17 protein-coding genes and 1 tRNA gene are annotated in these 19,166 nt (G+C 49.7%); 17 read left to right on the top strand and 1 reads right to left on the bottom strand.

Annotation, left to right across the window (positions count from 1 at the left end; translation table 11 throughout):
- The first annotated feature begins 1 nt into the window (after position 1).
- The 4 genes from EOE67_RS17990 (at position 2) to EOE67_RS17975 (ending at position 3,275) form a co-directional block, all read left to right on the top strand.
- A tRNA-Gly gene (locus EOE67_RS17990) sits at positions 2-77 on the top strand.
- Between the two features lie 142 nt (positions 78-219).
- The gene (locus EOE67_RS17985; RefSeq protein WP_127700716.1) at positions 220-723 is read left to right on the top strand and encodes a DUF4442 domain-containing protein; all 504 of its coding nucleotides are present in this window, start codon (positions 220-222) and stop codon (positions 721-723) included.
- A 69-nt stretch (positions 724-792) separates the two neighbouring features.
- Positions 793-3,042: a putative bifunctional diguanylate cyclase/phosphodiesterase gene (locus tag EOE67_RS17980; protein ID WP_127700715.1), complete on the top strand. Its 2,250-nt coding sequence runs from the start codon at positions 793-795 to the stop codon at positions 3,040-3,042.
- The gene (locus EOE67_RS17975; RefSeq protein WP_127700714.1) at positions 3,042-3,275 is read left to right on the top strand and encodes a DUF1289 domain-containing protein; all 234 of its coding nucleotides are present in this window, start codon (positions 3,042-3,044) and stop codon (positions 3,273-3,275) included. Before EOE67_RS17980 ends, EOE67_RS17975 begins: the two co-directional genes overlap by 1 nt.
- Here the strand turns inward: EOE67_RS17975 and queG are convergent.
- Entirely contained in the window at positions 3,248-4,393 is a 1,146-nt protein-coding gene (queG, locus tag EOE67_RS17970) for a tRNA epoxyqueuosine(34) reductase QueG (protein WP_127700713.1), read from the bottom strand. The two genes, EOE67_RS17975 and queG, sit on opposite strands and share 28 nt — an antisense overlap.
- A gap of 204 nt (positions 4,394-4,597) precedes the next feature.
- Between queG and tsaE the strand changes: the two genes are divergently transcribed.
- The 13 genes from tsaE to rnr all read left to right on the top strand — a co-directional run bounded on the left by tsaE (position 4,598) and on the right by rnr (position 19,127).
- On the top strand, positions 4,598-5,068 hold the full coding sequence (gene tsaE / locus EOE67_RS17965; RefSeq protein ID WP_127700712.1) for a tRNA (adenosine(37)-N6)-threonylcarbamoyltransferase complex ATPase subunit type 1 TsaE: 471 nt from the start codon (positions 4,598-4,600) through the stop codon (positions 5,066-5,068).
- Positions 5,069-5,121: 53 nt separating this feature from the next.
- Entirely contained in the window at positions 5,122-6,507 is a 1,386-nt protein-coding gene (locus tag EOE67_RS17960; RefSeq protein WP_240652870.1) for an N-acetylmuramoyl-L-alanine amidase, read from the top strand.
- On the top strand, positions 6,508-8,319 hold the full coding sequence (gene mutL, locus EOE67_RS17955; protein ID WP_127700711.1) for a DNA mismatch repair endonuclease MutL: 1,812 nt from the start codon (positions 6,508-6,510) through the stop codon (positions 8,317-8,319).
- Between the two features lie 10 nt (positions 8,320-8,329).
- Positions 8,330-9,250 (top strand): tRNA (adenosine(37)-N6)-dimethylallyltransferase MiaA, encoded by a 921-nt coding sequence (gene miaA, locus EOE67_RS17950; RefSeq protein WP_127700710.1) that lies wholly within the window; start codon positions 8,330-8,332, stop codon positions 9,248-9,250.
- A 92-nt stretch (positions 9,251-9,342) separates the two neighbouring features.
- The gene (gene hfq, locus EOE67_RS17945; protein ID WP_068060665.1) at positions 9,343-9,600 is read left to right on the top strand and encodes an RNA chaperone Hfq; all 258 of its coding nucleotides are present in this window, start codon (positions 9,343-9,345) and stop codon (positions 9,598-9,600) included.
- 18 nt (positions 9,601-9,618) lie between these two features.
- Positions 9,619-10,902 (top strand): ribosome rescue GTPase HflX, encoded by a 1,284-nt coding sequence (hflX, locus tag EOE67_RS17940; protein ID WP_127700709.1) that lies wholly within the window; start codon positions 9,619-9,621, stop codon positions 10,900-10,902.
- Positions 10,903-10,950: 48 nt separating this feature from the next.
- Positions 10,951-12,093, top strand: coding sequence for an FtsH protease activity modulator HflK (hflK, locus tag EOE67_RS17935; protein ID WP_127700708.1), 1,143 nt, complete (start codon positions 10,951-10,953; stop codon positions 12,091-12,093).
- 3 nt (positions 12,094-12,096) lie between these two features.
- Positions 12,097-12,975 carry a protease modulator HflC gene (gene hflC / locus EOE67_RS17930; protein ID WP_127700707.1) on the top strand — a complete coding sequence of 293 codons (879 nt, stop codon included), beginning with the start codon at positions 12,097-12,099 and terminating at the stop codon, positions 12,973-12,975.
- Between the two features lie 59 nt (positions 12,976-13,034).
- Complete coding sequence (locus EOE67_RS17925) at positions 13,035-14,216, top strand: aminotransferase class V-fold PLP-dependent enzyme (RefSeq protein WP_127700706.1); 1,182 nt, start codon at positions 13,035-13,037, stop codon at positions 14,214-14,216.
- Between the two features lie 5 nt (positions 14,217-14,221).
- Positions 14,222-14,404, top strand: a complete 183-nt coding sequence (locus EOE67_RS17920) for a DUF2065 domain-containing protein (RefSeq protein WP_127700705.1) — start codon at positions 14,222-14,224, stop codon at positions 14,402-14,404.
- Between the two features lie 161 nt (positions 14,405-14,565).
- Positions 14,566-15,861, top strand: coding sequence for an adenylosuccinate synthase (locus tag EOE67_RS17915; RefSeq protein WP_127700704.1), 1,296 nt, complete (start codon positions 14,566-14,568; stop codon positions 15,859-15,861).
- 117 nt (positions 15,862-15,978) lie between these two features.
- Entirely contained in the window at positions 15,979-16,608 is a 630-nt protein-coding gene (locus EOE67_RS17910; RefSeq protein WP_127700703.1) for a tetratricopeptide repeat protein, read from the top strand.
- Between the two features lie 101 nt (positions 16,609-16,709).
- Complete coding sequence (gene rnr / locus EOE67_RS17905) at positions 16,710-19,127, top strand: ribonuclease R (protein ID WP_127700702.1); 2,418 nt, start codon at positions 16,710-16,712, stop codon at positions 19,125-19,127.
- Positions 19,128-19,166 lie beyond the last annotated feature (39 nt).

The raw sequence follows: 19,166 nt of genomic DNA, 5'->3' as shown, positions 1-19,166 counted from the left end.
TGCGGGCATAGCTCAGTTGGTAGAGCGCTACCTTGCCAAGGTCGAGGTCACGAGTTCGAGTCTCGTTGCCCGCTCCAGTTTTTCCCAATAGTTCTGCATCCATTTTCAACATCCATTCGTTTTCTGCCTCTGGCAGACAGCAACCGCTTTCGCTCATTGATTGAAATTTTGCGACCAAACTGGTAGTTTACCGGCATATTCCAATCAGGTAAGACCAGTATGAAATCAAATAATAAACTCAGCCGCCTTGTTGGCAAAATTCATGGTGCGCCACTTTTTCTGCAAAGTTGGTTGTTGTCACAGTTATTTGGCCGCGCGATCAAATTTGCCGGCACCGCCAGTATCGTGATCGAACAGCTTAATTTTCAGCAAGCGGTATTAGTCCAGGGCAATTTCAAAAAAGTCCAGAATCATATCGGCTCGGTTCATGCGGCGGCAATGGCGTTACTTGGGGAATCCGCCAGTGGTTTTTTGGTTGGGATGCACGTGCCGGATGACCGCCTACCTTTGTTAAAATCAATGCAGCTGGATTACGTCAAACGCGCCACTGGCAAACTAACGGCCGTTGCCGTGCTAAGCGACGAGCAAGTCCAACAAATCCGCGAACAAGAAAAAGGTGAAATCACCATCAAAGTGCAAATTCGCGATCAGTTAGGTGTCGAGCCGGTGATTGCTGAATATGTCTGGGCCTGGATCCCAAAAAACCGGTCTAAATCAAACTAATCGCAGATCGCGCTGAGTGCAGGTGGCGCGGCTGCAGTTTGCCTGATAAAGTTCAGGGGTGTTCCGACGATGGATAACTCTGGATTGAATGTAACTCCGCGCATCATCACGCAAAGCACCCCGGCGCCGTTTTTCGGGAACCTTCTGATCAGATATCCGACCACAGTCAGTATGATTTTACTGTTGTTGTTGTCGATTCTGGCCTTCGCTATGTTGGCACAGGAACGGGCTAAATATATCGAATCGCAACGTTATCAATTACTGCAAACGCTGACTAATTACGCTTCGGCACTCGAAGGTATGGTCAATAGTGGCGTGGTGGCGCTTGATTCCATCCGTAGCGAAGTGGTGCTGCAACCTGACACTGATTTAACCAAGCTCGACGCCAGAGTGGCGTTACTGCTGCACAACTATCCTTATTTTCGCCATGTGGCGATAGCACCGGATCTGGTCATCCGTTATGTTTATCCGCTCAAGGGTAACGAAACGGTGATTGGCGTTGATTATCGGAATATTCCGCAACAACTGGCTGCAATCGAAAAAACCATCAGCCTGGGCTTGCCGGTTGTCGCGGGGCCGGTGAATTTATTACAAGGTGGCTCTGGGTTGGTGGTCAGGGTGCCGGTGCAAACCAGCGATCAGCAAAACTGGGGCGTCATCGCTGCGATCATTCCGCTGGAATCCTTGTTAGAGCGCGCCAATTTGCCCGCGTTGCAACAACAATATTGGGTTGGGTTGTCCGGCAAAGATGGCAATGATCAACCTGATGAATTGTTTTGGGGAAATCAGGAGTTATTACAAACCGAACGGGTAATGGCAGACATTAAGTTGCCGGTGGGGCGTTGGCAATTACAAGCCGCTGTGAAGCATAAATTACCCTGGCTGGTTGGGCCGCTGCAATGGATGGCGGCACTGGCTGCGTTGGTCATTGTATTGTTGTGTTCGGCGCTGATGCTGCTACTGCGAATGGCAGGCGAGCGTGAACAAGCGCTGCATACCATTGCCTTTCAGGCCACTTTTGATCCGCTCACCGGTTTGCCGAACCGTGCGGTTTTTACCGAAAACCTCTCGCGCATGTTAAAACAGGCCCAAGGCAATCAAAGTTGTTTGAGTTTGTTGTGCATCGATCTTGATGAATTTAAGCAAGTGAATGAAAGCCTGGGGCATTTGGTCGGCGACAAACTGCTGCGGGCGGTGGCTGAACGGCTGAAATTGCTGGTCGGCGAACACGATTTATTGGCGCGATTGGGCGGCGATGAATTTGTGGTGGCGTCGGCCCTGGGCAACGGCCCTGAAATGACTGAACTGATGGCCGAAAAGCTAGTGCAGGAACTGGCAAAACCGGTGCAGGTTGGCGATAAATTGCTGGCCGTCAGCGCTAGCATTGGGATTGCGATGTATCCGCACGATGGGATGAATCATGGTGATTTACTCAAACACTCCGACCGTGCCATGTATGCTGCCAAACAAATTGGCCGCAATACCTATCATTTTTATGACGCGGCGATGCAAAAAGAAGCCGATCGCTTTGTCCATCTGCACAATGAAATCCTCAAAGGTGTGCAGCAAGGGCAGTTTTTCCTGGTGTATCAGCCGATTTATGATGTGCAAAGTGGCAGCTTTACCAAGTGTGAAGCGCTGGTGCGGTGGCAACACCCGGAACGTGGCTTGATTTCACCACTTGATTTTATCAGCGTCGCCGAACGAACCGGTGCCATCCGGCCATTAGGCCATTGGATTTTGCAACAAGCCTTAGTCGACGCCAAACGTTTTAATAGCTTAGGTTTACCGCTGCAAATGTCGGTCAACCGCAGCAGCCAAGAATTTAACGTGCATCATGTGGCGGACGAATGGCTGCAAATGATTGCAGCGGCCGGTCTTGACTGCGAACAGCTGATTTTTGAAATCACTGAGTCATTGTTTATGGACCGGATTTCGGTGCAGCAGAACAATATCATTAAGCTGCATCAACAAGGATTGCAGCTGGCGATTGATGATTTTGGCACCGGTTATTCTGCTCTGAACTATTTGAGCCGTTATCCGGTCAATTTTATTAAAATCGATAAAAGTTTTATTGTGGATGTGGCAACCGAAGACAAAGCCCGTGCTTTAGCGGCGGTGCTGATCAATATGGCAAAAGTGTTGGATGTGCAAGTGGTGGCAGAAGGGGTAGAAACCAAAGCGCAGCTGGATGTTCTGCACCAACTGGGTTGCGATTTTATTCAGGGTTATTATTTTAGTAAACCGCTTCGCGCCGACGACTTTATCGCATTTATCCGGCAATCAGCCATCACCATTACAGGAACGGAGCAACACTGATGGACAAGACACCTTGCCAGCGAAATTGTTGCCTCGATCACGATGATATTTGCCTCGGTTGTGGCCGCAGTTTAACTGAAATTTGTGGTTGGCATCAGGCGGATGCCGCGCAAAAAGAGCAGATGCTGGTTCAGGCCGAGCAGCGGTTAATTGCCAAAAAACGTCCTGCCGCCGTTGTTCATTCAGATCAGGCGTCTCATTCAGATCAGGCGTCTCGCGGCAAACCAAGCTGAATAATCCGGATCAAGCGTTGTTGCTGCCGGTTTTGTAACTCAGCCTGTTGCTGTTTATGCAGCTGCTGCGCCAGTGCCCACTCGAGATGTTCCCGCACCATCAGATCCGGGTGGTCGCTAAAGCTTTGTAATACTTCAATATTGTCGAAGCTGTAAGGCGCATTGCCGATCCCAACCGCCAAATTCCGTTGCCAGCGGCTAAAGCCTATGCGCCGGATCGCCGAGCCTTCGGTTTGTTTTAAAAAAGTCGCTTCGTCCCATTGCAATAGCGCCAGCAATGTTTGACTTTGCCACTGCGGCCGGCGTTGGAAATCTGCTTCGTCGGTTAGCGGGGCAGTGCGGTTGACCGGACACACCAGCTGGCAATCATCACAACCATAAATACGATTACCAATCAGTGGCCGCAGTTCTTCCGGAATGGCATCTTTAAGCTCAATGGTCAGATAACTGATACAACGTCTGGCGTCGACCACATAAGGCGCGACGATAGCGCCGGTCGGACACATGGTGATGCAGGCGACACAGTTGCCGCAGTCTTGGGTCAGTGGCTGATCCACCGGCAGCGGCAAATCGACCAGCAGTTCGCCAAGGAAAAACCACGAGCCCGCAGCTGGATTCAGTAACAAGCTATGTTTGCCAATCCAGCCGAGTCCGGCCTTAGCAGCCAGTGGCCGTTCCAGCACCGGTGCAGAATCAACAAAAGGCCGAAACCCAAATTCGCCCTGCACCGAGCTGATTTTGTCAGCCAGTTGTTTTAGTTTCTGCCGGATGATTTTGTGATAATCGCGGCCCAAAGCGTAGCGGCTGATATAGGCCTGTGTTGGGTCGGCAAGGTTAGTGGCAAAACCGGCGGCTTTGGGTAAATAATCCAGTCGTACTGAAATGACCCGCAAGGTGCCCGGTAGCAGTTCGGCCGGTCTGGCGCGCATCATGCCGTGCTGCGCCATATACTGCATTTCACCGTGCATGCCCTGATCCAGCCACTGTTGTAAGCGCTGTTCTTCCAGCTGCAGATCGGTATCGGCGATACCGACTTGCGAAAAACCAAGATCCAGCGCCCATTGTTTAATCCGGGCGGCAAGTTCGGTCATTTCAGGCGTGGCAACAAGGGTGTTCATGCATGTTCTACTGTAATTTTGGCAGTGGCAGAAGGTTCCGCCCACAGATTCATCGACGTCGATATGGTAGCACAGGCGAGGTGCTTTCTGGCATTGGCCAAATTGCAGGTGGTTCTGACAGGATGAATTTGATAGCATAGCTTGCATTGACCCAGCCAGAGCAATCTGACTTTTCGGTCGTTTGAATTCTGATTGAGGAAAGGCATGCTCGTTACTCATTACCAACGACTCCTGCACAATGAAACCGAGACCCAACTTTTTGCCAGCCAGCTGGCGCCAGCCTGCCAACAGGGCGGTGTCATCTATTTGCATGGGGGGCTGGGCGCTGGCAAAACCACGTTCAGTCGTTGTTTGCTGCATGCTTTAGGGTATCAGGGCAATGTAAAAAGTCCGACTTACACCCTGGTCGAGCCTTATCAACTTCCAGCACTCACAATTTATCACTTTGATTTATATCGGTTGATGGATCCGGAAGAACTAGAGTTTATGGGCATTCGCGATTATTTTTCTGCCAACACGCTCTGTTTAATTGAATGGCCAGAGCGGGGTGAACCTTTGTTACCGACCGCCGATTTAGACATTGAATTGCAAGTTGTTTCTGATACGCAGCGGCTGATCCACTTACGGGCACAAACGCCGTTAGGGCAGCAAATGCTCGGGTTGGTCAACGCATGAAACTATTTATTACAGTATTGATGAAACTATTGCGGATAGTCCCCGTTTTGATCATGTTGATCAGTACATCGCTGCTGGCGGCCGAGCGTATCGACAGCGTGCGCATTTGGCCTTCCCCTGACAGCACTCGGGTGGTATTTGATTTAAGCGGCAAAGCGCAGTTCCGGTTACTCAGTCAAAAACAAAATCTGGTGCAGCTGGAGATCAGCAATATCGACAGCCCATCGCTGGGTAAAATGTCCGGCCAATCGGATTTAATCAAAGATATCCGGGTGCAGCGTTTAGCGTCGGGTCGTGGCATTTTATTGCAGGTCGAACTCAATCGGCCGGCCCGCGAAAAAGCCTTTAGTTTGCCGCCGTTGGACAGATACGGCCATCGGCTGGTACTGGATTTAGCTGATCCGCAGGCCGAGCAAGCCATTACCGCAGCCCCCGCACCCCGAACCCAACGCGCTGGTGGCCGTGAAGTGGTGATTGCCATTGATGCAGGACATGGTGGCCACGATCCGGGTGCTGTAGGCCCCAAAGGCACTTATGAAAAGCACGTCACACTGGCTGTTTCTGAGCGGCTGATGGCGCTGATCAATAAAGAACCCGGCTTTAAAGCGGTGATGACCCGCACCTCAGATTATTATATCTATCCAAGCAAAAGACCGGATGTCGCTCGCAACAAACAAGCTGATTTACTGGTCTCAATTCATGCCGACGCAGTCGCTAATCGTAAAGCCCATGGTGGCTCAGTGTGGGTGTTGTCCTTGCGCCGTGCAACCACCGAAGTTGGCCGGATGCTGGAACAAACCGAACAACATTCCGAATTGCTGGGCGGTGTAGCCGAAGTGATTAAAGATTCGGCCAATGAGCGTTATCTGGCGCAAACTGTGCTCGATTTGTCGATGAACCATTCGATGACCACTGGTTTTGAAGTGGCGCGGCAGGTGCTTGCGGAAATGAGCAAAGTAACGCATCTGCACAAAAAAGAACCGCAGGCGGCGAGTCTCGGTGTACTCAAAGCACCGGATATTCCGTCGATTTTGGTTGAAACCGGTTATATTTCAAACCCCAGCGAAGAGCAAAAGTTAAAGTCAGCGTCGCATCAGCAAAAATTAGCGACTGCAGTATTTCGGGCTTTAAAGCGCCATTTTGAACAATCACCGCCGGCCGATTCCTGGTTAGCGCAGCGCAAAGGTCAGGCGCCGAATCGTAGTCAGCCCAGCGAGATCCGAAGTGCAGGCAGCAACGCATCTTCAGCACAAAACGTGGTCAGAGTCAGCGAGCCGGTGGAAAGTATTGTCAATCCACGTTTGCATAAGGTGACACGTGGCGAGTCGCTATCTGGTCTTGCCAAGCGTTATGCGGTGCCGATGTCGGTGCTTCGCAGCTACAACAAGCTGACCACTGACAATATTAAAATTGGTCAGGTGCTGCGGATCCCCGAATAAATGGCTATCCAGATTTTATCACCTCAGTTAGCGAATCAGATTGCCGCCGGTGAGGTGGTTGAACGACCTGCTTCTGTGGTGAAAGAGCTGGTCGAAAATAGCCTGGACGCGGGTGCGACCACTATTACCATCGATATCGAAAAAGGTGGCAGCAAACTCATCCGCATTCGCGATGACGGTTGTGGCATTGCCAAAGCCGAGCTCGAGTTGGCGCTTTGCCGCCATGCCACCAGTAAAATTCATCAATTATCTGATTTAGAACAAATTTTAAGCCTGGGCTTTCGTGGCGAAGCGTTAGCGAGTATCAGTTCGGTGTCGCGGCTGACGTTAACGTCCAGACCCGCAGATCAGGACAGTGCCTGGCAAGCCATTGCTGAAGGCCGTGACATGCAGGTGCAACTGCGCCCGGCAGCGCACCCTCCAGGCAGCAGCATTGAAGTGCTGGATTTGTTTTTTAATACGCCAGCGCGCCGGCGATTTTTGCGCAGTGATAAAACCGAATTCGCCCATATCGACGAGCTGGTCAAACGGTTAGCATTGAGTCGTTATGACGTGAACTGGACGCTAACCCACAACGGCCAGACCGTGCGCCAATTAAAAGCAGCAACAGATAGAGCCGCCCAGGAAAAACGGCTGGCGCAACTTTGTGGTCGCAGTTTTATTGAATCGGCGCTTTATGTCGAAAGTCAGTACGATGATATGCGGCTCTGGGGCTGGGTGCAGCTACCCCATGCCTGTCAGGCGCAGCCCGCTTGTCAGTTCAGTTATGTCAACGGCCGGATGATGCGCGACAAACTGCTGAATCACGCCATTCGTCAGTCTTACGGCGATGTATTGTTACCAGGCGCGCAACCAGCCTTTGTGCTGTATCTGGAACTGGATCCGCAGCAACTCGATGTTAATGTGCATCCGGCGAAACATGAAGTGCGGTTTCATCAGGCGCGGTTAGTGCACGATTTTGTGGTCAGTGCGTTGGCGCAAGTGTGTCAGCAGCCAGCGTTATTTGATGCTGCCGTGGCTGCCATTTCGCCAACGACAGCCCTTTCAGAGACAGTTTCAGCAGCTCCTGCGGTGGCGCCATCGCCAGCGATCCGGGAAGCTGCCGGTAATTACAGCGCGTTTTCGCATCGTCCACAGCGCGCATGGACAGCCGCGCCTGCAGGAGCAGCAAGACCCGGTGCAGGTTGGCCATTGCCAGTCACGGCGCCGACCGGGCACGAAGTTCATGCTGAACACGCAGTGTCAACACTTTCATACCCGCAGTCCCAATCACAGTTGCAGCCACACTCACCATCAACCGGCGCAGCCGAAACGCCTTGGCTAGCTGCCGGCGGTCGTTACGCCGTTGCAGCTTTCGACGATAGATTATGGCTGGTGGATGCCTGTGACAGCTTGTGCGATTTATGGCTGAGACAGCCACCGCCAGCATCATCATTATTATTGCCACTACGATTAACGCTACAAGCCACCGAAAAAGCAGGCTTGCTGACGCAGGCACAAAACCTGGCTGAATTAGGTTTTGATTTGGTTTTAAATAATAACGTGTTGATTGTACGCGCAGTTCCGCTGTTGCTGCGGCAAACGGCGTTAAGCCAATGGTTGCCGCTGTGGTGGCAACAGTGGCCAGAGCACGCTGAATTCACGCCGCGCCAGCTGCTTCTTCACTTGCTGCAAAGTGGTTTGGCGCAATCATGGTTTTCTTTATCGATTTTTTTAAACTATTTCGCACCACATTTGTCCGAGCCTTCGACCTGGCATGCAGTGCCACTTGATATATCAGTCAGTCAGATGTTGTTAGAGGCTAAACAATGAGTAATTTGGTATGACCCTCCCGGTGATCTGTCTGATGGGACCTACTGCGTCCGGTAAAACGGCGTTGGCGATAGAGTTAGTTGAACAAATAAATGCAGAAATAATCAGTGTCGACAGCGCGTTAATTTATCGCGGGATGGATATAGGTACAGCAAAGCCTTCCGCGGCAGAATTAGCGCGGGCTCCACATCGGCTGATTAATATTCTGGAGCCGACCGAAGCCTATTCTGCAGCCGATTTTCGACGTGATGCGTTGCAGCAGATTGAAGATATTCGTAATAAAGGCAAGGTTCCGCTGCTGGTTGGTGGTACCATGTTGTATTATAAGGCGTTATTGGATGGGATCTCGCCGTTGCCTGAAGCGTCGCCTGCGGTGCGGGCAGAACTTGAGCAACAAGCGGTAACTTTGGGCTGGGCTGCATTACATCAGCAATTGGCTGAAGTTGATCCGGTGTCGGCAGCCAGGATCCATCCAAACGATCCACAACGGATTAATCGAGCGCTGGAAGTATTTTTAGTCAGTGGTAAAAGTCTAACCGAATGGACCACAGACAAAGGCGAAGCTTTCCCTTATCCGGTGAAGCAATTTGCGATAGCGCCAACTGATCGTGCAGTGTTGCATCAGCGTATCGAACTGCGGTTTAACCAGATGTTGCAACAAGGCTTTGAAGAAGAAGTTGTACAACTCAGACAACGTGGTGATTTGCATGCCAATTTACCGTCGATGCGCTGTGTTGGATACCGCCAGATGTGGGATTATCTGGACGGGCTAGTGAGTTACCCTGAGATGGTGTATCGTGGTGTCGCCGCAACAAGGCAGCTGGCCAAAAGACAATTGACCTGGCTGCGCAGTTGGCAGGAATTAAACTGGCTGAAAAGTGAAGTTAGTCCTGCGGAAAACTTGCAAGCTGTTTTATCTTCGCTACGCTAATTTAGTGAAGAAAAAAATCGTTATTTAACGACTTGAAAATAATATAATAATCCATATATCAAGAATCAGAACTAAGAAAAGGAAAGCGGCACATGGCAAAGGGCCAATCTTTACAAGACCCATTTTTAAACACCTTACGACGGGAACGTATTCCAGTTTCTATTTATCTGGTGAATGGGATTAAGTTACAGGGACAAATCGAGTCATTTGATCAATTTGTCATTTTGTTAAAAAACACTGTCAGTCAGATGGTGTACAAGCATGCTATCTCGACTGTCGTTCCGGCCCGCGCTGTGAATACGATGGTCAGCCATGGCGCCGGTGGCGGTGACATGGATGAGATAGAATAAAAAACAGGATATTGTCGTTTGTTTGACCGTGAAACGCTGGCTGAGCAAGCGATCCTTGTGCATGTTTTTTTCCCGCAAGAAAGCGCTTGTGAAGATCTTCATGAGTTGCAGATGTTGGTTTCTTCTGCGGGTGTCGCTGAACTGGCTGTGGTAAGTTGTAGCCGAAGTTCAATTGACGCCCGACTATTTATTGGTTCCGGCAAAGCATTAGAAGTAGCGCAGCAAGTTGCTGATCTCGCTGCGACTATGGTTATTTTTAATCACGCCTTATCGCCGGCCCAAACCCGTAATCTGGAACGCGTTTTTCAGTGTCGGGTCATCGACCGAACCACACTCATTCTCGATATTTTTGCGCAGCGCGCCCGCAGTTACGAAGGTAAATTGCAGGTCGAACTGGCGCAGCTTAAGCATTTAGCCTCAAGGCTCATTCGTGGTTTTGACAACGAACGGCAAAAAGGCGGCATTGGTTTACGGGGCCCTGGCGAAACCCAGCTCGAAACTGATCGGCGCTTGTTGCGCGATCGTATAGCTGCACTACATCAAAAGCTGGAAAAAGTCGGCAAACAACGGGAACAAGGACGTAAAGCACGGCAACGTGCTGAAATACCGGTGATTTCGTTAGTTGGTTATACCAACGCCGGTAAGTCGACCTTGTTTAACCGGCTGACCCAATCCGAAGTGTACGCAGCAGATCAGTTGTTTGCGACTTTAGACCCAACGCTGCGGCAAATTCGACTGGCAGATTTTGGCCAATTAATTTTTGCCGACACCGTAGGGTTTATCCGGCATTTACCACATGATTTGGTTGCGGCGTTTAAGTCGACGTTGCAGGAAAGCCGCGAAGCTGATTTGCAACTGCATGTGATTGACCTTGCTGACCCGAGACTGGAAGACAACGTCAAACAAGTGCAAAAAGTGTTACATGAAATAGAAGCGGACGACTTGCCGCAGCTGTTTGTCTATAACAAAATTGATGTGCTGCAGCAAAATGCCCGAATTGAATACGACGAATCAGGGATGCCGGTTGCGGTTTATCTGTCGGCACAAAGCGGCGACGGGCTGAATTTACTGACCGAAGCTATTGTGTCTCTATTATCGGACAGTTATCAGCGGCTTAATTTAGCGCTGCCACCTGATGCTGCATCCTGGCGTGCCAGGTTTCATGAAATGGGGGCGGTACAACAAGAACACTTTGATGAACAAGGGATTTGTCTGTTGCAAATTGCACTGGCAAAGCCGCAATGGGAGCGGTTGCTTAAACAAAGCGACGGTTTGTTGCAAAATTTTATCGTCTCGACCTGACTTTTTGATACATTAACCTCAACTGTTTACAGCAAGACGGAGTGAAGTATGGCTTGGAATGAGCCGGGCAATAACGGCAAAAACAATGATCCCTGGAACCAGGGTGGTAAGAACCAAGGCCCGCCCGATATGGATGAAGTGTTTCGCAATCTGAGTAAAAAACTCGGTGGCATCTTCGGCGGCAATAAAGGCGGTTCATCCGACAGCAACAACGGCGGCTCTGCTGCATTGGTGTTGTTGCTGGTGGTGGCCTTAATCGGCTGGTTATTTAGCGGTATCTACACTATCAAAGAATCGGAGCGTGGCGTCATTCTGCGTTTTGGTCAGTACCATAGTGAAGTTAATCCAGGCATCAACTGGAAACCTACTTTTATTGACCAGGTGTTACCAGTCGACATCAGCAGCGTCGAAACCTTAAAAACAGATGGTTTTATGCTGACGCAGGATCAAAATTTGGTGCGGGTTACTTTTGAAGTGCAGTACCGGGTCGAAGATCCAAGACAATACAAATTTGCGGTGGTTGATCCGGATAATAGTCTGCGTCAGGCGACTGATGCCGCTTTACGCTATGTGATTGGTCATTCCTTGATGGACGATGTACTCACAAAAGGTCGTGAACTGATCCGTCAGAACACCCGGGTTGAGCTTGAAGCTATCATCAAACCTTACAACCTTGGTCTGCAAATTGTGGACGTCAACTTCCGTGATGCCCGCCCGCCAGAAGAAGTAAAAGCTTCTTTTGATGATGCGATTGCCGCGCAAGAAGATGAACAACGGTTTATTCAGGAAGCAACGGCTTATGCCAGAGCGATCGAACCTGAAGCCCGTGGTCGGGTGAACCGCGTGATGCAGGAATCCGAAGCTTACAAACAGCAGTCACAGTTAAAAGCACAGGGTGAAGTTGCCCGCTTTGAAAAACTGTTGCCTGAGTATATTGCTTCGCCGCAGGTAACCCGTGAACGTCTGTATTTAGAGACGATGGAACAGGTGTACGGCAATACGTCTAAAGTGTTAATTGATGTGAAAAATGGCAGTAATATTATGTATTTACCGCTGGATAAAATGCTAAATCAGAATGGTGCAGCAAAACCTGCGGTGATGGAACCGCGCCTGAATAGTAGCGATGCTCGTTCTGCGGATCCGCGGATTGAGACACCTCGTTCAGACAGTAACAGAGCAGGAAGGGGCTAACCGATGAAGAATTTTATTATTGCTTTATTAGCCTTAGTTGCGGTTGTGGTGTTTTCGTCACTGTTTGTGGTGAAAGAAGGCGAACGCGGTATTGTGTTCCAGTTCAGCAAAATTCAGCGGGATGCGACAGGCGGCGTGGTGGTGTTTGAACCGGGCCTGCATTTTAAGCTGCCGCTGATTGAAAACGTCCGCATTCTGGACGCCAAAGTTCAGACACTGGATGACCCGGCAGACCGTTTTGTGACAGCTGAGAAAAAAGACTTACTGGTCGACAGCTATGTCAAATGGCGGATTAAAGATTTCGGCAAGTATTTCCTGTCAACCACGGGTCGTACAGATCGTGCTGAAAGTCTGTTGAAACAATATATCAACAACGGTCTGCGGACTGAGTTCGGTACCCGCACCATTCAGCAGATTGTGTCTGGTGAAAGGGCAGAGCTGATGTCTGGCGCCCTGGCGCAGGCTGGCAAAGGCGCTGAGGAAATTGGTATTGAAATTCTTGATGTGCGGGTAAAGAAAATTAACCTGCCGGATGAAATTAGTAACAACATTTTCCAGCGGATGCGCGCTGAGCGGACTGCGGTCGCCAAAGAGCACCGTGCCCGTGGTATGGAGCAAGCGGAAATTATCCGTGCTGACGTCGATGCTAAAGTCACCGTTATGGTGGCAGAAGCAGAGCGGAATTCCCGTTCCGTTCGCGGTGAAGGTGATGCCTTAGCGGCGAAAGTTTATGCTGAAGCGTACAATAAAAATGCTGAATTTTTCAGCTTTGTCAGAAGCTTAGAAGCGTACAATCGTAGCTTCAACAGCAAATCTGATATTTTAGTGGTGCAGCCAGACAGTGATTTCTTCCAATATATGAAATCGCAAACTAAGAAATAATTTTCTAGAATTTAAAAAAGGCGCCTAGTGCGCCTTTTTTTTAAGTGGAGTTTTTGCCGATGAGCTACAAATCCTTCTATCAACGATTTTTGCAGGCTAATGCCGGAGTCCAGCACTTTGCCTGCCACTCCCACCATTATTGGCCTGATGTCACCCGCGACGCTGCGCTGGCCTATTGGGACGACAGCGCGCGGATGGTCGATGACAAGTGGGATTATGTGTTTGGCGAAAAAGTACCGAAAGTGCAGCGTCAAATAGCCCAGCTGTTGAAGCTACAAGCGCCGGAGCAAATCGTGTTTGCGCCGAATACCCATGAATTATTGTTCCGGTTATTAAGTTGTTTCGATTTACAGCAACCGCTGAAAGTGTTGTCGTCCGACAGCGAGTTTCATAGTTTCAGCCGCCAAATCAAACGATTTGCTGAGTTGCCAAACGTCGAAGTGGTGCAAGTCGCGACTGAGCCTTTTGCGACTTTTGAGCAGCGTTTTGTGCAAGCAGCGCAGCAACTGCAGCCGGATTTGGTGTTTTGTAGTCAGGTATTTTTTAATTCCGGTGTGGCAATTCCCGACCTTACTGCATTTGTAGCAGCAATCCAGCAAGTAACTAACGCTACAACCGCCACGATCGCTATCGATGGTTATCATGGTTTTATGGCGCTGCCGAGCGATTTATCGGCGCTTGAAGGCAAGATTTTTTATCTGGCAGGGTCTTACAAATACGCCCAGGGCGGTGAAGGTTGCTGCTTTATGGTGGTGCCGCAACATAATAATATGCGGCCTTTGTATACCGGATGGTTTGCCGAGTTCGGTACGCTGGCGCAGGCGAAAACAGCTGAAGTGCAATACAGCCAGGATGGTTATCAATTTGCTGGCGCGACCATGGATTTCACCGCTTTGTACCGGCTGGAAGCGGTGCTTGATTTATATCAGCAGCAACAGATCACCATCGACGCTGTGCATCAGCATGTGCAGCAGTTACAGCAGGCTTTTTTAGTCGAGCTTGAACAGCAGCAGCATCCGTTGCTCAATCGCACTGCATTATTGGCAAAGGATTTACAGCAACACGGCCATTTTTTGACGTTTAAATTGCCTTCCACCCAGCAAGTCGCAGACTTAGCGGCTTATCTGAAACAGCATAAAATTTATACCGATTATCGCGGCGACCGTTTACGTTTTGGCTTTGCGCCTTATCAGGATGTCGCCGATATTGATTTATCCTGTCTGCAGGCGCATCGGGGGTAACACAGATGGACTTATTCTGGGCCAGTCTGGCATTGGTGTTGTTGCTTGAGGGCATCGGGCCGTTGTTGTTCCCGAAACAATGGCAAGGTTATTTAAGACGCCTAAGCGCAGAGCCGATCAGCAGTTTGCGTCAGGTTGGTGCCGTGCTTTGTGGTGGCGCCTTGCTGATTTACCTGTTCTTGGCCTGAATAATTAGAAATCCAGACGTCTTTTAAGTTTATTTATTATTTAAATCTGAATGAATTCAACCAGCTGAAAAATCAGCTGGTTTTTTTTTGCCCTTGCGGCTGAACTTTGCATTTAATTTTGGTAGAATCCCCGCCTAATTTTTTTCCATGATGTAGGAACCATGGCCAAAAACGTTGTTGTGCTCGGCACCCAATGGGGTGACGAAGGAAAAGGTAAAATCGTCGATTTATTAACCGACAAGGCTAGCTATGTAGTGCGTTACCAGGGCGGCCATAATGCCGGTCACACTCTGGTCATCGACGGCGAAAAAACCGTCCTGCACTTAATCCCTTCAGGTATTTTGCGTGCAAACGTCAAATGTGTGATTGGTAATGGCGTGGTGCTGTCCCCGGAAGCCTTTTTAAAAGAGATGACCATGCTGGAACAGCGTGGCGTACCGGTTAAAGAGCGTTTACTGGTCAGCGAAGCTTGTCCCCTGATCCTCCCATTCCACGTTGCATTGGACGTGGCCCGTGAAGCTGCCCGTGGCGATAAAAAAATCGGCACCACAGGTCGTGGTATCGGCCCAGCTTACGAAGATAAAGTAGCCCGTCGTGGTCTACGTATTGGTGATTTGTTTAATCCGGAACTGTTTGCTGAAAAGCTGAAAGTTCTGATGGAACTGCATAACTTCACCTTAACGCAGTACTACAAACTGGACCCAATCGACTACCAAACGACGTTAGATAATGCCTTATCAATGGCAGATACGCTGAAATCAATGGTGGTTGATGTCACTGATTTACTGGACAAAGCCCGCAAGGCTGGTCAGGAAATCATGTTTGAAGGTGCACAGGGTACGTTGCTCGATATCGATCACGGTACTTACCCTTATGTCACTTCATCCAATACCACCGCTGGTGGTGTCGCGACCGGCGCGGGTTTTGGTCCTCGTTATATCGACTACGTATTGGGTATTGTGAAAGCGTACACCACTCGTGTTGGTTCAGGTCCTTTCCCGACTGAACTGGACTGCGCCATTGGCGAACACTTAGGTGTTAAAGGCCACGAGTTTGGTGCCACTACTGGCCGTAAACGTCGTTGTGGCTGGTTCGACGCTGTTGCCGTTCGTCGTGCCGTACAGCTGAACAGCATCTCTGGTTTCTGTCTGACCAAGTTAGACGTGATGGATGGCCTGACTGAAGTGAAAATCTGTGTTGGCTACCGTCAACCGGATGGTTCAGTCACCGATGTTCCGCCACTTGCAGCCGAAGGCTACGAGCTGGTGACGCCAGTGTACGAAACCATGCCAGGCTGGTCTGAAACGACTTTTGGTGTGCAAAGCTTAGATGGGTTGCCACAGAACGCGCTGAACTATATCAAGCGTTTAGAAGAAGTCACCGGCGTGCCAATTGATATCGTTTCAACTGGGCCAGATCGGGTACAGACGATTGTCCTGTTACATCCATTTGCCTGATTTTTAAATCAGCATTAAAAAACGCTGCCTGGTGCAGCGTTTTTTTATTCAGTTCTGGCAGGAATATTGTATAAAGGTTCTTCATTATCGATAGTGTCAATTTTCCGGTGATTGGACATGAATAGATTTCTCCCTTTGATCCTGCTGTTGGTATGTTGTCTGCCGCTAAAGCTTGTCGCGCAGGTAACGACCGAGCAGTTGCAGGTGGTGCAGTTGTATACGCAGGATGAGCTGCTGGCATTGATCCGACAAAACCTGCACTTAAAGCGGGTCAAAGACGATGATTGTCAGCTGGTTAAAGATATCGAAGCCCGGGCTGATATCATGAAGTTACCGGCATACCAGTTTTTGTTCGGCGATATGCTGGCATATGGTGTCTGTATCCCGGTCAATGTACAACGTGGTTGGGATTTAATCGACGAAGCGGCGCGGCAGGGTTTACCAGAAGCTCTGGAACAAATAGGCCGTTATTACCAGCAAGGCAAATTTGTACAAAAAGATTTAGTCAAAGCACAATCTTATCTGCATGAAGCGGGTGCGATGGGCAATATCAATGCGCAGATCCGATTGGCGGAATTGTTGCTCAGTGGTCACGGCAGTCCGGTCGACTATGAAACAGTCTATCGCTGGTTGCATCATTCCGTGACCGCAGATAAAAATCTTCATCAGCGCATTCAAACTGCATTGCAAAAACTAGCATCCAGGATGCCGGAGCCAGTACTGGCAAGAGCAAAAAAACCACTGTAAACAAAAATTCATCTTGGATTTGCTGATAAAAACAGCAGCAGCAGTGAAAAAACAACGGCAGGCTGTTACACTTGCCGGAGTTTTAGTAATGAAGAGAATCCATGACGATCAAAGATCCGCATCTTGCGCGTGAGCAAGAAAAATATGACAACCCAATCCCAAGCCGCGAATTTATCCTCGAGCACATCAAACAGCGCCAGCAACCTGCCTACTTCGAAGAACTAGCCACTGAGTTAAAGCTGGAAGGCGAAGAGCCACTTTTTGCATTAAAAAAACGTTTACGCGCGATGGAGCGTGATGGCCAGTTGTTGTTTACCAAAACCAAACGGTATGGGGTGGTGGACGATTTAGATTTGGTCAAAGGCACAGTGATCGGTCATCGCGACGGTTTCGGCTTTTTAAAGCTGGAGCAAGGCGGCCCAGATTGGTATATCCAGAATTTTGATATGCAGCGCCTGTTACCGGGCGATGTCGTGCTGGCAAGTGCCGGTGAGATTAAAGGCAAAGACAAAGTCGAAGCGCGGATTGTGCGGGTGTTAACGCCTCGTACTGAGCCGATTGTTGGCCGCTATTTTAAAGATTTTGCCTTGTCAGTGGTGGTGCCGGAAGATCCGCGCATTACGCAGGATATCGTGATCCCTGCCGGTGAAGAAGGCGCGGCGCGTCATGGTCAGATTGTGTTGGCTGAAGTGACACAACGGCCATTTAAGCGTGTTAACGCAGTTGGCAAAGTAATTGAAGTGCTTGGTGACCATATGGCGCCTGGCATGGAAATCGAAGTCGCAATTCGTAACCATCAATTGCCGCATAAATTCTCCGAAGCGGTTGAAAAGCAAGTTGCCGGTTATGGCACCGAAGTGCCAGCAGATGCTAAAGCCGGACGTGTTGATCTCACCGAGCTTGGACTGATTACGATTGATGGTGAAGATGCCCGCGATTTTGATGATGCGGTTTATTGTGAGCGTAAAGCAGACGGTGGTTGGCATTTATGGGTAGCCATTGCTGATGTCACAGCTTACGTATTGCCTGATACTACGCTGGATCGCGAAGCGCTGGATCGTGGCAACTCGGTGTATTTCCCGGATCACGTACTGCCAATGCTGCCGGAAGTGTTATCCAACGGCCTGTGCTCGTTAAACCCACATACCGACCGCTTATGTTTTGTCGCTGAAATGCATATCAGTGCCCAGGGCAAGCTTGGTAGTTCGAAGTTTTACGAAGCGGTGATGCATTCAAAAGCGCGGCTGACCTACAACAAAGTCCATGCAATTTTGCAGGGCGACCCGGAACTGCGTCAGCAGTATGAAGCGAATCTGACCAACATCGACCACCTGTATTCGCTATACAAACAAATGGCGAAAGTCCGTGGTGTGCGCGGTGCGATTGAATTTGAAACCGTCGAAACCCGCTTTATTTTCAACAGTCATCGCAAGATTGAGCAAATTGTGCCGGTGCACCGCAACGAAGCGCATAAAATCATTGAAGAATGTATGATTTTAGCCAACGTCGCTTCAGCGCAATTAGTTGAAAAAGCCGAAGCTGCTGCGCTCTACCGGGTGCATGAACAGCCGGATTCAGACCGTTTTGCCAATTTTAAACGTTTTCTATCCGAGCTTGGCATCAGTGCCGAACTGCCGATGGAGCCAACACCGCTTGATTTAATGCTGCTGCTACAAAAGCTGCAGGACAGACCCGATAAAGAACTGATTGAAACCACCATGCTGCGCTCGATGAAGCAAGCGGTGTATCAACCAGACAATATGGGGCATTTTGGTTTGGCGCTGGAAGCCTATTCGCACTTTACCTCGCCCATTCGCCGTTATCCGGATTTACTGCTACACCGGGTGATTAAATCTTTGCTGAAGAAGCAGGGCGAGCAAACCACTGGCGCACGCTCTTATACGCCGGAACAAATGGTGCCGCTGGGCGAACAGTGTTCGATGACCGAGCGCCGTGCCGATGATGCCACCCGTGAAGTATCGGACTGGCTGAAATGTGAGTATATGCAAGATCATATCGGCGCTGAATTCCCGGGTGTGGTTTCAACAGTCACTAACTTCGGGTTATTTGTGCGTCTGACCGATTTGTATATTGAAGGTCTGGTGCATGTCACATCCTTGCCAAACGACTATTACCACTTTGATGTGGAGCGTCAGGTGCTACTCGGCGAGCACAGCAATCAAAGTTACCGGATGGGTGATTTGATTGAAGTAAAAGTGCTCGCAGTGAATCTCGAAGCGCGCAAAATTGACTTAGGTATTGTTGGCACTGTGAAGCATGTTGGTAAACGAATGGCTTCAGGTCAGGGTAAAGGTGGCGCTGATAAAACAGCTGCTGGCCAACCTGCGAAGGGCTTTAGTACCAAAAAAGGCAAGGCAATGGCCGACCCTACAGCACGGCCTGGTAAAACCAAAGTCGGGCGCAGTGGTAGCAAAGCAAAACCTGGCGCTAAAACTGCTGGAAAACCAGCGGCCAAAGCCGGTAGCGAAAAGCCAAAAGCGCCACGTAAGCGTAAATAACGCAACGCCATTGGTGATGATGGCAGACGGACAATGACG

It is taken from the genome of Rheinheimera riviphila (genome assembly GCF_004005945.1).
Lineage (GTDB): Bacteria > Pseudomonadota > Gammaproteobacteria > Enterobacterales > Alteromonadaceae > Pararheinheimera > Pararheinheimera riviphila.
Note: the sequence above shows the minus strand (reverse complement) of the source record. Positions and strands in the feature narration are given on the sequence as shown.

Excerpts from the sequence above, each read along its gene's own strand:
- EOE67_RS17920 (WP_127700705.1), top strand. The coding sequence starts at position 14,222 with ATGGACTTATTCTGGGCCAGTCTGGCATTGGTGTTGTTGCTTGAGGGC.
- EOE67_RS17915 (WP_127700704.1), top strand. The coding sequence starts at position 14,566 with ATGGCCAAAAACGTTGTTGTGCTCGGCACCCAATGGGGTGACGAAGGA.
- EOE67_RS17925 (WP_127700706.1), top strand. The coding sequence starts at position 13,035 with ATGAGCTACAAATCCTTCTATCAACGATTTTTGCAGGCTAATGCCGGA.
- hflK (WP_127700708.1), top strand. The coding sequence starts at position 10,951 with ATGGCTTGGAATGAGCCGGGCAATAACGGCAAAAACAATGATCCCTGG.
- miaA (WP_127700710.1), top strand. The coding sequence starts at position 8,330 with ATGACCCTCCCGGTGATCTGTCTGATGGGACCTACTGCGTCCGGTAAA.
- EOE67_RS17910 (WP_127700703.1), top strand. The coding sequence starts at position 15,979 with ATGAATAGATTTCTCCCTTTGATCCTGCTGTTGGTATGTTGTCTGCCG.
- EOE67_RS17975 (WP_127700714.1), top strand. The coding sequence starts at position 3,042 with ATGGACAAGACACCTTGCCAGCGAAATTGTTGCCTCGATCACGATGAT.
- EOE67_RS17985 (WP_127700716.1), top strand. The coding sequence starts at position 220 with ATGAAATCAAATAATAAACTCAGCCGCCTTGTTGGCAAAATTCATGGT.
- rnr (WP_127700702.1), top strand. The coding sequence starts at position 16,710 with ATGACGATCAAAGATCCGCATCTTGCGCGTGAGCAAGAAAAATATGAC.
- EOE67_RS17960 (WP_240652870.1), top strand. The coding sequence starts at position 5,122 with ATGTTGATCAGTACATCGCTGCTGGCGGCCGAGCGTATCGACAGCGTG.
- mutL (WP_127700711.1), top strand. The coding sequence starts at position 6,508 with ATGGCTATCCAGATTTTATCACCTCAGTTAGCGAATCAGATTGCCGCC.
- queG (WP_127700713.1), bottom strand. The coding sequence starts at position 4,393 with ATGAACACCCTTGTTGCCACGCCTGAAATGACCGAACTTGCCGCCCGG.
- hflC (WP_127700707.1), top strand. The coding sequence starts at position 12,097 with ATGAAGAATTTTATTATTGCTTTATTAGCCTTAGTTGCGGTTGTGGTG.
- hfq (WP_068060665.1), top strand. The coding sequence starts at position 9,343 with ATGGCAAAGGGCCAATCTTTACAAGACCCATTTTTAAACACCTTACGA.
- EOE67_RS17980 (WP_127700715.1), top strand. The coding sequence starts at position 793 with ATGGATAACTCTGGATTGAATGTAACTCCGCGCATCATCACGCAAAGC.
- tsaE (WP_127700712.1), top strand. The coding sequence starts at position 4,598 with ATGCTCGTTACTCATTACCAACGACTCCTGCACAATGAAACCGAGACC.